This window comes from Microcoleus sp. N9_A2, from assembly GCF_036701775.1.
Lineage (GTDB): Bacteria > Cyanobacteriota > Cyanobacteriia > Cyanobacteriales > Microcoleaceae > Microcoleus.
The window spans coordinates 119,957-134,345 of the sequence record NZ_JAUBRH010000004.1 but is presented as its reverse complement, the minus strand read 5'-3'; the positions used below and the strand labels follow the sequence as shown (position 1 = coordinate 134,345).

The 14,389-nt window shown below is 43.3% G+C and carries 11 protein-coding genes and 1 pseudogene; 9 read left to right on the top strand and 3 right to left on the bottom strand.

The genetic code is table 11. From position 1 onward, the window contains the following. Positions 1–241: 241 nt before the first annotated feature. Together QUA44_RS03795 and QUA44_RS03790 are read right to left on the bottom strand one after the other, a co-directional pair. Positions 242–2,716: a GH116 family glycosyl hydrolase gene (locus QUA44_RS03795; RefSeq protein ID WP_333248327.1), complete on the bottom strand. Its 2,475-nt coding sequence runs from the start codon at positions 2,714–2,716 to the stop codon at positions 242–244. Positions 2,717–2,847: 131 nt separating this feature from the next. Then, positions 2,848–3,393: a gamma carbonic anhydrase family protein gene (locus QUA44_RS03790; protein ID WP_333248329.1), complete on the bottom strand. Its 546-nt coding sequence runs from the start codon at positions 3,391–3,393 to the stop codon at positions 2,848–2,850. Between the two features lie 105 nt (positions 3,394–3,498). Between QUA44_RS03790 and QUA44_RS03785 the strand changes: the two genes are divergently transcribed. From QUA44_RS03785 to QUA44_RS03745, 9 genes and pseudogenes are all read left to right on the top strand, one after another. Next, positions 3,499–4,008, top strand: a complete 510-nt coding sequence (locus QUA44_RS03785) for a TIGR02652 family protein (RefSeq protein ID WP_333248331.1) — start codon at positions 3,499–3,501, stop codon at positions 4,006–4,008. Between the two features lie 181 nt (positions 4,009–4,189). Next, the gene (locus QUA44_RS03780; protein ID WP_333248333.1) at positions 4,190–4,627 is read left to right on the top strand and encodes a VOC family protein; all 438 of its coding nucleotides are present in this window, start codon (positions 4,190–4,192) and stop codon (positions 4,625–4,627) included. A 520-nt stretch (positions 4,628–5,147) separates the two neighbouring features. Then, positions 5,148–5,453: a helix-turn-helix domain-containing protein gene (locus QUA44_RS03775; RefSeq protein WP_333248539.1), complete on the top strand. Its 306-nt coding sequence runs from the start codon at positions 5,148–5,150 to the stop codon at positions 5,451–5,453. Between the two features lie 387 nt (positions 5,454–5,840). Beyond that, entirely contained in the window at positions 5,841–6,692 is an 852-nt protein-coding gene (locus QUA44_RS03770) for a sulfotransferase (RefSeq protein ID WP_333248335.1), read from the top strand. A 428-nt stretch (positions 6,693–7,120) separates the two neighbouring features. Beyond that, positions 7,121–8,518, top strand: coding sequence for a sulfotransferase family protein (locus QUA44_RS03765; RefSeq protein ID WP_333248337.1), 1,398 nt, complete (start codon positions 7,121–7,123; stop codon positions 8,516–8,518). Next, positions 8,413–8,778 (top strand): annotated as a pseudogene (locus tag QUA44_RS03760) (transposase); the annotation flags it as partial. The gene QUA44_RS03765 and the pseudogene QUA44_RS03760, both read left to right, overlap by 106 nt. Positions 8,779–9,187: 409 nt before the next feature. Then, on the top strand, positions 9,188–11,182 hold the full coding sequence (locus tag QUA44_RS03755) for a heavy metal translocating P-type ATPase (protein ID WP_333248341.1): 1,995 nt from the start codon (positions 9,188–9,190) through the stop codon (positions 11,180–11,182). 66 nt (positions 11,183–11,248) lie between these two features. Next, a complete protein-coding gene (locus tag QUA44_RS03750) occupies positions 11,249–11,902 on the top strand; it encodes a hypothetical protein (protein ID WP_333248343.1) in 654 nt (217 codons plus the stop codon). Positions 11,903–11,957: 55 nt separating this feature from the next. Continuing rightward, on the top strand, positions 11,958–12,863 hold the full coding sequence (locus QUA44_RS03745; protein WP_333248345.1) for a vitamin K epoxide reductase family protein: 906 nt from the start codon (positions 11,958–11,960) through the stop codon (positions 12,861–12,863). Between the two features lie 139 nt (positions 12,864–13,002). On the opposite strand, the gene ctpB is transcribed toward QUA44_RS03745, so the two are convergent. Beyond that, positions 13,003–14,322, bottom strand: a complete 1,320-nt coding sequence (gene ctpB / locus QUA44_RS03740) for a carboxyl-terminal processing protease CtpB (protein ID WP_333248347.1) — start codon at positions 14,320–14,322, stop codon at positions 13,003–13,005. Positions 14,323–14,389 lie beyond the last annotated feature (67 nt).

Genomic DNA, 14,389 nt, shown 5'->3' with positions numbered 1-14,389 from the left:
TTAATTTTGCACGACTACTTAGCCGAGTTCGATACCCCTCGCATCCCAGGGCTGTTTCATGCTCAAACTTTAGCTATGCTAACATTTGAGCATGAAACCTTAATGTCTTCCTCGAACGCAAAAAATTTTTACGGTCAATTTTATTGATAGGTGAATTAACCGTTTTCCTTGCTAAAAATGGGGTTGAAGGCTTAAATTTTTTAAATTTTAGTGGGCTTCACCAGCTAATATACCTTTTCCCCTATTTAAAATTGGTCAACACCCCGTAAATCGCCCAAATTGCCATCGCCCGCAAATAGTGACTCGCCCGAAAAGTCCCCCCCGCCGTAATCGCTTCCGGCGTGCGAAACTGCAAGCCATTGTCATAAATCTGCTTCACCACAGCATCCGTCAATTTAAAAGCTTTCTCCTCCATTCCCATCTGTACCAAAAAAGCTGCTAACCCAAAATTAATCCCCGTCCAAACTTCCAAAGGATGAGTCGCATTGGGATTTTCCGGCGAACCGTTTAGCATCACCCCATTTGCCGCACCGAACTCGCTCTCGTTGAACTTCAAAAAGCAAGAATCGTACACAGTTTCTAAAGCGCTGACTGCACATTCCGGCGGCACAATATCCGGCAATCCTAACAGTTTTGCGTAAAATTGACCGCACAGTTGGTCTGCCATCACCACTTCGGAATTACTCTCGCTGTCCAAACGGTAATATTGACCGTTCCACAGTTTTTCTTGATAGCTTGGTCTTGCTTGTAGCAGCCAACTGTGATATAATGCTATCTTTGCTTGAGGGTTAGGAATTATCTGCGGTGCTGCATCTTCCAAGATTTCGCCGATCGCGATCGCACTTTCCAGCGCCGCCAACCACAAACCGCCGCAATACGCACTAATCCCCCGCATTTGCCAATCATCAAACGTCTGATCCGGCGCACCCGAATTCTCAGGAATGCCGTCCCCATCCTCATCAAAAGTTTTCAGATAAGCCAAAGCCTCAACAATTGCCGGCCAACACTCTTGCAAAAACTCGCAATCTGTGCCACCAGTCAACAGGAAATCCCGATAAACCTGCAACACAAAATCGCACGGTAAATCCTTCCACAAATTGCAATCTTGATAGCTAGTATAATTCGTCTTCTCCCAAGGATGTTCGTTCGGAGCACCCAAATCGTGCGGCGTTGCACCGACAGCTTTTCTAATAGCCGCAGCTTGATTCCAACCAATAACTCGCGCAGTATCGTCTCCTGCAGAAATTGCCCTAGCAAAGGCAATCATTACCGACTTTTCCAAGTCAGGCCACAGCATCAACAAAGCAAAAGAACCGTAAAGCCGCACGTCCAAACTTTCGTACCAGCGGTAATCAATGCACTCCAAAACCCCAAATTGACCCTTCGGATCGCGTTCGTCCGCCGCACTCCAAATAGTACCGCCGTCAGTCAAAATGTACAACTCATTAAACAGCGCCATTTTGAAACTGTCGGACAAATCTGTGCGTTCTAAAATGGGTTTTTGCCAAGCTTCAATACTTTCGCGCCAAGTATCGGAATGCTTCATCGCCGTGCGAATAATCGGCCAAACATTTTTGCCATTCCGCCCGAAGAAATCAGTATAGCGGCGGTAGTAAGAAACTCCCGATGCAAATTCAGTAACGGGCAAATCCCAAGCTATGATAAAGGGGATTTTGCGAGTTTTCCCTGGTCGAATTGTAAAGCGAACTGCGATCGCACAAGCCGACCGTTCCCCTGCCGAGGCCGCTGTCTCATCTTTGTCATCCAACAAGAAACCTTCCGCAGCAAAGTGTCGCCAAATATCCTCGCCATTCCCCGCCGGATTCCAGCGAGTTTGATAGAATACTTCTACCGCCGGATTAGTCACAGTTGCGATCGCCCACTGTCCATCCCCTTCTTGTGGCTGATCGTCAGCAGTCAACCGCGTCATCACGCAACCAAAACGGTGAAAATCTTCCACCAACAAATTCAAATTTCCCGCACTTTCTCCCCAGCGGGGTTTATAGTCATAAAATGGACTACCATCATCTCGCACCATCACTTCCGGCGACTTGTTAGCATTAGTAAACCAGCCGACAATATTCTCCCAAGTTAACATGATGCTGAGAGTAATCGGCGCATCTGTAGGATTGTGCGCTACCCATTCAAACATGGCGACTGGGTAACTGGTTTCTTGATAATTATTGGGCAAAATTGGGGAAAATTGCTCGCAGCTCAATTGAGCCTCAAACACATTTTCATAAACATACCAACTGCGCGGATACAAAGCATGATAAGTCCCAGTATAAGACTTTCCCCCCATTCCTTCAGCCTGCTCTCTCCCATCCGTTACATCCGTTAAATCCCGTACATTGCTCGCTGCCAATCTTCCTTCGCAAGGATACCATTTCCAACTAGATAAACTGCTATCTGTAGGCGGTTCAGTAGACAGTGCATAGGCTTGTTTCTTACCTTTTGTTTCTTCAAAAACGCTGAATTGACAAGCGGGTAAACTGCGAAAAATGTGCTCGCCGCCGTCGATGTGCCAGAGGTTGAAGTCGCCGCGGGGCGATCGCCCGATGCAGCCAGCCCCGAACCCGCCCAGAGGCATTCCGTGCCAGGGGCCGTCGTCGAGATTGCTTGCGTAGCGGACTGTATAGGGATTTTCCCAACCGAGGCCGATGGAGCGATTCCAGGTGTGCGGAGGGATGTTTGGATTAAATGTGCGATCGTTCATGGTCTAAATTTTACCGCTCGATCGAGCTTCCCAATCCTGATTGTTCTGTCTTGGACGCAGAAACCAGGTTTGATGGACGAAAATACTGCATTCTAGCCTTTAATCCTAAAGACAAACCCGATCGCACTTCCTTACGCAAATCCCAAATCAGAACCTTTCCCCGCGTGCACCAGAGCCAACTTTTCGTAACGCTTAGCGTGTTCCACCAACTCCGCAGATTCCTCCTCAGAGACATCTCGCAGCCGCTTCGCAGGCACTCCCGCAACCAGCGTGCGAGGGGGAACGTCCTTCGTCACAACCGCCCCCGCACCGACGATCGAGCCTGTGCCCACTCTCACTCCGTCTAGGACGATCGCCCCAATCCCGATCAAACACCCCCGTTCAATGTAAGCTGAATGAATCACCGCTCGGTGTCCGACAGTCACAAAATCTTCCAAAATAGTCGGTTTTCCCGGATCGCCGTGCAGAATTGCTCCATCTTGGATATTGGTACTTTTACCGATCGCAATTCGCTCTACATCCCCCCGAACCACCGCCCCGTACCAAATACTAGCGCCTGCAGCCACCTCTACCCTGCCGATGACAACAGCGCTAACAGCGACAAAAGCCGCTTGGGAGAGATCCGGTGCGGGCCAATAGGCAGGAAGTGCAAGCAGAGGTTCGTTGAGATTGCTCATCTTTTTGGTCGATCGTGATACTTCTAGCAGATTAGCTGGTTGTTGATACGGGATATAATAAGACTATTTGCCACTTTTGCAGATAAATATGCTGGGACGCAATAAATGATTGAAGTTGCCTTGCAATACCCGATGTTTGGCCCGGAAATTCAGTGTCCCCACTGCCGCCAAACAATTCCGGCTCTAACGCTCACGGATACCTATTTGTGCGTGCGTCACGGGGCATTTGAGGCAGATCCAAAAACGGGGGAACTTGTTCATCTTCAGTCTGGGCGGCACTGGCGCCGCTGGGAGGATGAATGGTATCGCCAGCACACCCACCCCGACGGGATTCGGTTTGAAATTCACGAAGCGCTCGATCGACTTTATACTCAAGGCTACCGAGCAACTCGCGTGATCGTTGCTCAACGCTATCGAGACTTAATCAGCGCTTATTTGGAACGCAGCACGCCTTGGCGGGGCCAACCGGATTCGCCGCGCCCAAAGCTGTACGGTTTACCTGTGGATTTTAGCCCCGAACCCCAGGAGGAACCTTGCTGGGAAGTGATTAATTTTGATTTGGAAAAAGAGCCGGGAGTTCCGATTAGATATCCCTATTTTCGGTTGTTTGAATAGTCAGTAGTCAGTAGTCATTGGTCATAGGTAACAATTGACAACTGTTAACTGTTAACTGTTAACTGTTAACTATCAACTGTTAACTATCAACTGTCAACTATCAACTGTCAACTATCAACTGTCAACTGCCAACTGCCAACTATCAACTGTCAACTATCAACTGTCAACTGTCAACTGCCAAATGCACCACGCCTCGATTCGCACTGCTAACATTCACCGGGCGATCGCCTTTTACGAACAGTTAGGATTTACTGTGAGCGATCGCTTTACCACAGGTTACACCTTAGCCTGTTGGATGGAAGGTCTCAACGGACGCATCGAACTAATCCAAATCCCAGAACCAAAACCCGCACCGGATGCTTTCGGTGACGAGCATTATGTTGGGTATTATCATTTATCTTTCGATTTAACTGAGGCGACAACTGACTTGCCTAGTTGGTTGCAGTCTCTCAAAAAACAGTTTGAGGAAGCAGCTAAAGACGAACCAAACCAGTTTCAACCTTTGAAAGTTTTATTAGAACCGACTCAACAGGCGATCGGGCAAAATGTTTACGAAGTAGCTTTTATTGCCGATACAGACGGTTTACCCTTAGAGTTTATCCGGCGGATGAATAGCTAATTAAGTCTGAGTTAAAACACTTCAGAAATCCCATCTGTGTTCATCTGCTGATATCTGCGGTTGAAAAATCCCAATCCCACTAATCTGCTTTAATCCGGATATCAATTAACGGCGTTGCTGATTTACGGTATGAAAGGCTAAATATGCCCGTCATAGAAACCAGTATTCACAAAGCGTTTGGATTTTCAAGTTATTTTTTTCATACCATGATTAAGCAACACCGATTTTTTGGGTGGCAATCAAGTATAATAGCAGTAATTTTTATTTACTTACTGCGGTTATAGCGCGTTCGAGTCGATGCTCTAGTTCCTCAACCGTTTCCTGGATTTCTACCTGAAATTTGTTGACCATATTGGATCTCCTCTACTTTAGCCTATATAAGCGTGTACCTTCATGGTGAATTGGTATTAGACAGAATTAATTACACAAATACATAGTATAATGATATTCCAGGCAAAATTATGAGTTAATTAGAATTTCCTATGATGTTTATCAGGAAAATAAATCCTCTTTTGTCTAAATTGCTACAGCGAATTCATCGCTAAAGCCGACATCATCAGAACAGAGAGCACATTGCCTCATATTAGCTTCGCAAGGAGTAAAAAAAAGAGAGTTAATGAATATTTTCAGAATAAGTTATAAGACACTCTATAAGTGGTTCACTCGGTGGGAATTAGAGGGAATGATAGGACTTTATAATAAACCAGGAAGAGGTGAAGAGGCACTATTTAACTCTTCGCAGAAAGCCCAAATCAAAGACTGGGCTAAACAAGAACCAAAGCAATTAAAAAATGTTAGCCAAAAAGTTCAAGAAGCCTGGGGATAAGTCCGAGTATAAAAACAATTTTAAGATTCTCGACTTAGCTCTAGGTGAAGAATACCCCCGCTCTCGGGGAGAACTGATGAAACCTACAAACTTTACTGTTATAATTGATATGGCTGAAACCTTAGCAAGCGAGCAGCCATTTTTACGCGTCGATTTTTAGGATATTGGCCGTCATATCTTTGGTGAGCTAACCCTTAATCCTAGTTCTGGCATGGGAAAATTTGAGCCTCCTGAGTATGACTACAAGCTTGGCCAATTGATGCCGTAATGGTCAAAACAGCAGTGTGAAGGATTAACAACTCAGTGTTTTGATATTCCGTCAGTGAAATTGTGTGTTAATTAAAGTTCTAAAATATTCTCCCAAAGCAATTTATTTCTTACAGCGATATGGTGCTAAATTCTGGATCAAGAATCAATCAAAAGGTTTGTTTTATCTGTGGCGCTGGTCACTCTGGCTCTACGCTTCTAGGACTTATACTGGGAAGTCATCAGGATTGTTTCTACTCGGGAGAGGCAAGGAAAGCCAGATTCATGCAAAATACAAACTACCCCATAAAAAGAACTTGCAACCTTTGTGGTATCAATTGTCCAGTTTGGAAAGATTTTATTACTAGCACTCACCTAGACTTATACGAACAAATATCGCTCAAAACACAAAAGCCAATTGTAATTGATTCTACAAAAAACACTTCTTGGCTAGAAGAGCAAATAGCCACTATTCAAAAAACATCTTCCCAACCTTTTTTGATATTTCTCCAAAGAGATGGGCGGGCAGTTATCAATTCCCGCACCAGAAAATATCCTCAAAAAAATGTCAAAGAAATAATTAATGATTGGAAGGAACTCATTAATGAAACCCAAGAATTGTACCGTCATTTTAAGGGTAATAAAATTAAGATAAAATATGAACATCTTGCCACAAATGTAGAAAATGTCATCAGAACGCTTTGCGATTTTTTGGAAATAGACTATCAACCCCAAATGGTTAAATATTACCAGCACGAACATCATCCAGTAGGAGGAAACAACGGAACGAAGTTTTTAATAGTAAAGGCTCAACACAAAAATACAGAAGAATTTTTACATAAGGTATCAAAGCGTTGCTCAGATTATTACCAAAATCATGGTTTAGAAATTACTTTAGATTTGCGTTGGCGTCAAGAACTTGACCCTACTGTGGAGCGTTTATTTGAAGAAATTGCCGATAAAGAAAACGAAGAATTGAAATGGGAGGTGTAGCATCGAACCAACTTTTGATATTTCTCAGACCTCTTCTCAACTCAAAATTGTTCGGAGTATTGTAAATTTGCTATGAAAATTCTGCTATTAAGCGTTCACCCTCCACAAGGAGGCGGCTCATAGCAATTCACTATGAATCTGCACTTAATAGACCTCTTGCAAAAATAATTAGGACGATGCTCAGAGCCCATCCCACAATTTTTTTTTCTTGTGGGATGGGCTCTGAGCATCGTCCGAAAATTTGATTAAAAAGACTTATGCAAGAGGTCTAATATGTCGCTTGTTACATAACTTTTAAGAATTGGTACAAGTTCACACCATTATCATAAATTTACAGAAAAATCAAGCACTTGACTTCTGATTTTTCTGGTGATAGTATAATTTATCAGCTTTCCAAGTTAAAAACTCAGGCTTGGGATTAAAATACCATGAACAAAATCGATTTAGTTTTTAGAACTGTTGGCGAAAGAACATCCCAAATAGCCTTAGACCTAGCTATCAAAAATATTCAGCCTCGTCAAGTTCATATTATTGAAAATGTTAAACCTTTTGCCCACGCTGTTCAGCAAATGCTGAAGATGAATTACGATTGTGATTTTGTTGTCTTCATGGATGCTGATTGTTTAATTATGGAGAATATGTCTCCTTTCCTTACCAGCAATAGTTTGCCATACGTAGACTGTTATGTTCTTGATAAATTCAGAGGTCATATTCATTGTGGTGTACATATTACTAGAATTGATGTAATCAGAGAAATGCAAGCAATTAAAGTACCTGATAATGATGCTAAATATGTGTTAAGACCTGAATCAAGAACTCGTGCACTGGCACTAAAAAAACTGAAGCTAAAAAAAGCATTTAAGAAATTTAACATTATCCATGATTTTTTTCAATTCTATCACCATATTTTTGCCAAATGCGCTTTGAGAGAACTGAGAAGTCGCCAAGATTATCATCAAGCTAAATTAACTGTTTGTCAGGAAGATTGGGGAAGACAAGAAAAAGATTTAGATTTTTTGGTTGCTAAATATGGTGTAGATTCTGCAAGAAAATATATTTCAAAGCAGGCAAGTCAGCCGGAAATTGCTAGGTTTATTGAGAATTTACCAAATATTGCTCTCCGCGAACTTAAGCAAATGAATATTTTGGAAAAAGCTCCTTTGACGTTAGCCGAAACTATAGAATTTTCTAGTAAAATTATTATTCAAAGACCCATGATAAGTAAAAAGATGAAAGTTTTTGGAATTGGCTTGAGTCGCACGGGAACTAAAAGCTTAACAATGGCATTAAATATGCTAGGGATTAATGTTGTTCATTATCCTGATGATGAGACAATTTTACAAGACCTGATGGCTGCTAAGTATGACTTTTCGATTCTCAATGATTATGATGGGATTACAGATATAACGGTAGCTCCTTTTTATTCTCAGTTAGATAAATTATTTCCTGATAGTAAGTTTATCTTAACCGTGCGTAATAAATCATGTTGGTTAAAGTCTTTAGAAGCTCACTGGTCAAAGAGGTCTGCGTTTGATTTCGATCCTAGTAATGAGACTAAGATGCAGATCAGAAGATTATTAAGAGCGGCTGTTTATGGTACTTATGCGTTTAATGAAGATAGAATGTCTTATGTTTATGATTTACATTATAGAAATGTGCTTGAATATTTTAAAGACCGTCCAGAATCTTTGTTAATTATTGATGTTTGTGATGGCGAAGGATGGGAAAAGCTCTGTCCATTTTTCAATTTACCTATATTAGAAGAACCTTTTCCTTGGATGAAGAAGAAAACGGTTTTGACCGAAATATTGTCAGGGGTGAAGTGATTTTGCTATATCGAACGCAGGAAAATCGAGCTTGGTGCAAAGAAAGAGGAATTAGGATGAGTGGCGTTCCTGTAGGAAGACCCCAAAAAATATTAGCAAGTCAAAGAAGAAACAAGCTCAGTCAGACGAGAGAATTCGTAACTCAATTTGTCAGAAAATTTGGAGAAGCTAAAAGAAGATTCAGCCTTGGTAGAGTCATGGCTAAACTTTCTAATACTTCTGAAACAACCATCGCCATAACTTTTATGGTGATGAATCTTTCGGCCCTGGTACGGCAGGCTTTTTGACTTTTTTTATGTCTATTTCACAACAAAAACCTTTTTTCATGTTTTCTGCCTGTGACGATTAGCACAGATTATGTTCTCTTAACAATACTTAAAAAAATGGGTAGACAGAAACCGGGTTTTTACACCAAAATACTCGCCAAACACCCTCAATATCGCTGAAAAACCCGGTTTCTTGAGCTTTGTGTATCAGCCATGTAATTACTTGCCCGCAATTGAGAACAGTTATTATTATTAATTAGTTCTCACCGTCACTACAAACTCAACAATATTTTTCTAAAAAATAGCTAGATTTTGAAATCAAAATCTAGTAAATTATCTTTTTAACCTATAATATGAACATCTATTCATACTATCAGGCATAAACAAAAACCCAGAAAACACCATGCAAAAAGCCAAATCTAGCGATTCCGGCTGCTGTGGTCACGACGACCACGACGATCGCAGCCATGAGAATCATAACCACGGACACGACCACGGACACGACCACGGACACGACCACGGGAACGGAGATTTCAACCTCAAGCAAGAATTGATTCCTGTGATCTTGGTCGTTGTACTGTTTGTCGGCGGTCTAATTTTTGAAGAAAAACTGCACAACACGCCCTATTCTATAGCTGAATATCTGGTTTTCATCCCCGCCTATCTTTTGAGCGGATGGAATGTTTTAACCAGCGCCGGCCGCAACATTCTGCGAGGCCGAGTGTTTGATGAAAATTTCTTAATGACTGTAGCAACACTGGGGGCTTTAGCCATTCATAAATTGCCTGAAGCTGTCGGGGTGATGTTGTTCTTCAAAATCGGAGAACTTTTTCAAGAATTTGCGATCGGGCGATCGCGTCAATCAATTCGATCGCTTTTAGAAATTCGCCCAGACAGCGCCAACCTCAAGCAAAATGGCGACATCAAAAAAGTTTCGCCCGAAACCGTAGCCGTCGGCGACATCATCCTAGTAAAACCGGGAGAAAAAATTCCCTTAGACGGCGAAATTATCGACGGAAATTCTCAAATTGATACCTCTGCATTAACCGGAGAATCAGTACCTCGAACCGTGAAAGTTGGAGAAACAGTTTTAGCAGGAACAATTAACCAGACAGGAGTTCTCACCGTCAAAGTTACCAAACTCTTCGGCGAATCTTCAATCTCCCGAATTCTGGAATTAGTAGAAAATGCCAGAAGCAAAAAAGCTGAAACTGAGAAATTTATCACCAAATTTGCCAGTTACTACACGCCTTTTGTAGTGTTTGCATCCCTAGCAGTGGCTTTAATTCCGCCTTTGTTCATTTCTGGAGTAACTAATGCAGACAGATTTTTGTGGGTGTACCGCGCCCTAGTCTTGTTAGTTATTTCCTGCCCTTGCGGATTGGTGATTAGCATTCCTCTGGGATACTTTGGGGGAATTGGCGGTGCAGCCAAGCGCGGTATTTTGGTTAAAGGCTCGACTTTTTTAGATACGCTGACAGCAGTCAAGACAGTTGTTTTGGACAAAACAGGAACTCTGACAAAAGGAGTTTTTAAAGTAGCACAAATTGTACCTCAAAATGGTTTTTCCAAATCTCAGTTAATGGAAATAGCCGCAAAAGTAGAATCTCAATCTAATCACCCAGTTGCGAAATCTATTCTGGAAGCTTACGGCGGCAAGATTGATTCATCGGATGTGAAAGATTACGAAGAAATAGCGGGACACGGCATCCGAGCCCAAGTCAACAATCAAATTGTTTTTGCGGGAAATGACCGTTTGCTGCACCGAGAAAACATTGCTCACGATGTTTGCAATGCTGAAGGTACGATCGTCCATTTAGCAGTAGACAACCGCTACGCTGGCTATATTTTAATTGCTGACGAGCTTAAAGACGACGCAGTACAGGCGATTCGCGACCTCAAGAAACTGGGTGTGGAGCGAATTGTGATGCTGACGGGAGATAATCAAGCTGTAGCCGATAGTGTTGCGAAAAAGCTCGGTTTAGATTCCTATTTAGCTGAGTTATTGCCCGAAGGAAAAGTTGAGGCGATCGAAAAACTGATATCCCAATCTAAAAAAGGCGATAAAATTGTCTTTGTCGGGGATGGAATTAATGATGCACCAGTTCTGGCTAGGGCTGATGTGGGCATAGCGATGGGCGGTTTGGGTTCGGATGCGGCGATCGAAACTGCTGACATTGTGATTATGGCAGATGCACCGTCAAAGGTGGCGCAAGCCATCCAAATTGCCAGAAAGACTCACAATATTGTCTGGCAAAATATCATTTTTGCGATGTCAGTTAAAGCGATATTTATTGCTTTGGGTGCTTTTGGTTTGGCTACTATGTGGGAGGCAGTTTTTGCCGATGTTGGGGTCGCTTTAGCTGCAATTTTCAATGCAACTAGAGTTTTAAAGTAGTCGGATGAAAACTCCAGGAGGGCGGGCAATTCCTCCATCCTTGTAGCAATTTGTAGAGGAAAGCAAATGGAAAGTGTCATCAAAATTCTGTTGGGAAGTCTAGCTCTTAGTATTATTCACGCATTAATTCCCAACCACTGGATGCCATTAATTGCGATTGGTAAAACTGAAAATTGGTCTCGCAGCGAAACTTTGCGGGCAACAGTAATTACAGGAGTTGCTCATACTCTCAGCATTATCCTAATTGGAATTGTCGTCGGCTTATTTGGTTACAAGTTAGCTGCTACCTATGTAGAGGCAGCTAAAGTAATTGCGCCTTTAGTTTTATTGGTTTTAGGAATTATCTATCTTTTGGCAGAGTTAGATAGTTCTCGCAAACAGCACCACCACCATCATCACGTTGAAACAGTTAATTTAACTACCAAGCGATCGCAATTTCAAATTCTAGCTGTTTTAGGAACAGGAATGTTTTTCTCGCCTTGCATCGAAATAGAAGCCTATTATTTTTCAGCAGGAACGATTGGTTGGATCGGCATACTTGTAGTTTCTGTCGTCTACTTAGTGGTGACTGTTTTGGGAATGGTTTTGCTAGTAGATTTGGGCATGAAAGGAGTTAATGCTTTAGAAGAAAAGCTGCATTTTTTTGAGCATCATGAACAAGGATTAACCGGAGCAGTGTTAATAGTTTTAGGAGTTGTAGCTTATTTCCTAAAAGTGTAAAATGGTTGGTAATAAACTTTAGTCTGGCGAAATATCCAGCACAGGAAAAAATATTATGCGTCGTCAACGTTCTCTGCCTTGGATTCACCGCTATTCCCGTCCGATTATGGCAGGAATTGCAAGTATTGGGGCTGCGATCACTGCCTATCTAACAGCCGTCAAGTTATCCCAAGGAGCGGTAACTTGTCCCATAGCCGGCTGCGATATAGTGCTTTCGAGTCCCTATGCTTATGTTTTTGGTTTGCCTCTTTCTTTGTTCGGGTTTTTGGGCTATTTGAGCATGATAATTTTTGCCGTAGCTCCCCTATTAGTCAATCCGGCAGAACAGAAGGCTCTCCGCTCTAAGTTAGAGTCTTGGACGGGACTATTGCTGTTTGCTGGCGGTACAGCAATGATGATTTTTAGTGGCTATTTGATGTACGTACTCACTGTTGACATCAAAGCAACTTGTATTTATTGTGTTGCGTCTGCTTTGTTTGCAACTAGCTTGTTTGTCTTAGCATTAATCGGTCGCGAATGGGATGATATTGGGCAACTATTTTTCATTGGAATTCTGGTATCTATGTTAGTGCTGATTTCTTCTCTCGCTCTTTATGCCGATGTGAATAATCTCGGTACTGCTAGGGAGACTAGCATGAAGACTACAACATCTTCCGGTACTTCGGAAATTGCTTTAGCACAGCATTTAAAAAGAGTGGGAGCTAAAATGTACGGCTCTTTTACCTGCGATCACTGTCAGATGCAGAAAGAAAGTTTTGGCAAAGAAGCGGCTCGCATTATCAATTATATCGAGTGCAATCCTCAAGGGAAAAATGCGAGGCCTGATCTTTGTCAAGCTGCGAAGATTCAGGGGACTCCCACTTGGGAAATTAACGGTAAGTTTTACCAAGGGCAAAAATCGTTGAAGGAGTTAGGAGATTTATCTGGCTATCAGGGAACTCGCGAATTTAAAAATCTTTAAAATCACGATCGCTGATTGATTGATTGATTTTTGGCGATCGACCTAATCATAGCAATCTCCTCCTGCCGTGGCTACAAAAATAAAACCCGCATCGGCGGGTTTTATCTTAAAACTAATTGTTAATAGCTTACGCTTTCAACTACTTCTCAGGAGTAAGAGTCTCATTAGCCGCAACGGGGCGGGTTGAGGCCGCGGTAGTTTTCAAAAGTGCGATCGCCTGCGCGTAAACAGGATCGTCCTTAGTCGCAACCAATGTCGGTTTGTTAGCTAATGTCAGCTTTTGTTCGTCGGTGATTTCCACCCTAACATCGGGAGTAACGCCCTTGTGGCTGATGTCCGTACCGTTGGGAGTATAGTAATGTGCGATCGTCACCGCCAATCCCGAACCGTCAGACAAAGAATGCACCGACTGCACCAAAGCTTTGCCAAAAGTTTGGGTGCCGATCACAGTTGCGCGCTTGTTGTCCTTGAGAGCACCAGCCAAAATCTCGCTGGCGCTGGCCGAGTTGTCGTCCACGAGCACCACCAAAGGCTTGTCAGTGAGCGCAGTGCGGTTTGTCCGCATTTCCTGAGAATCGCCCGCGCGATCGACTGTACGGACGATCGCCCCTGTATCCATCCACATCCGGGCAATATCAATGCTCACCCGCAGCAAACCGCCGGGATTCCCCCGCAAATCCAACACAAAAGCGTCAGCTTTTTGAGCCGAGAGCTTTTTAATCGCCGCCTCCATTTGTTCGCCCGCGTGGGAACTAAACTCTTGCAAGCGGATGTAACCTACTTTTTCACCCCCTTCATCCTTGAGGCTGTAGCGAACCGCAGCTACCTCAATTCTCGCCCTAGTCAGAGTAATATCAAACTCGCTTTTGCCCGGACGAGCCATCCGCAGCGAAACTTTCGTGCCTTCGTCGCCCCGAATTATCTGAGCCGCATCCGAGACAGTCAAGTCCTTGGTAGTTTTGCCATCAATCGCCAAAATCGTATCGCCCGCTTGAATCCCTGCTTTCAGGGCCGGGGAATTTTCCATCGGTTCGACTACCGTAATCGCTTTCGTTTTCTCGTCTTGTTCCAGCCTCATCCCCACCCCTGTCAGTTCCCCGGAGGTTTGATTCGTCAGCGCTTCGTACTGCTTCGGGTCCATGAAGCGCGTGTAGGGGTCGTTTAATTTCTCTAGGGCTTTGCGGAGAGCGGTGTAGGCAGCTTCGCGAGAGGTATAGTTTTTGCTCAACAATTCTTGGCGGGCCACTTGCCAGTCAGTCTTGTTAAAGCTGCCATCAACATAGTCTCGGTTCACAATTTGCCAAGCTTCGTCTAAGACAGCTTTGGGGCTATCTTGAAGCTCGGCGCGGACTGATTGACTCAGGCCAGGAACGAGTAAAGATATCGAAGCGGTTGTGGCCATCGCCCCAGTGAACAGGGCTGCCTGTAACATAGAAAAGCGTCTGCGGGCTTGATTCATTGAATTTTGGCTCAATTCGATTTTAGATTTTTGATTTGAGATTTTATATTGCTAAAAAATCTCAAAC

Coding starts and splice junctions, on each gene's coding strand:
- QUA44_RS03795 (WP_333248327.1), bottom strand. CDS start 2,716: ATGAACGATCGCACATTTAATCCAAACATCCCTCCGCACACCTGGAAT.
- QUA44_RS03790 (WP_333248329.1), bottom strand. CDS start 3,393: ATGAGCAATCTCAACGAACCTCTGCTTGCACTTCCTGCCTATTGGCCC.
- QUA44_RS03785 (WP_333248331.1), top strand. CDS start 3,499: ATGATTGAAGTTGCCTTGCAATACCCGATGTTTGGCCCGGAAATTCAG.
- QUA44_RS03780 (WP_333248333.1), top strand. CDS start 4,190: ATGCACCACGCCTCGATTCGCACTGCTAACATTCACCGGGCGATCGCC.
- QUA44_RS03770 (WP_333248335.1), top strand. CDS start 5,841: ATGGTGCTAAATTCTGGATCAAGAATCAATCAAAAGGTTTGTTTTATC.
- QUA44_RS03765 (WP_333248337.1), top strand. CDS start 7,121: ATGAACAAAATCGATTTAGTTTTTAGAACTGTTGGCGAAAGAACATCC.
- QUA44_RS03755 (WP_333248341.1), top strand. CDS start 9,188: ATGCAAAAAGCCAAATCTAGCGATTCCGGCTGCTGTGGTCACGACGAC.
- QUA44_RS03750 (WP_333248343.1), top strand. CDS start 11,249: ATGGAAAGTGTCATCAAAATTCTGTTGGGAAGTCTAGCTCTTAGTATT.
- QUA44_RS03745 (WP_333248345.1), top strand. CDS start 11,958: ATGCGTCGTCAACGTTCTCTGCCTTGGATTCACCGCTATTCCCGTCCG.
- ctpB (WP_333248347.1), bottom strand. CDS start 14,322: ATGAATCAAGCCCGCAGACGCTTTTCTATGTTACAGGCAGCCCTGTTC.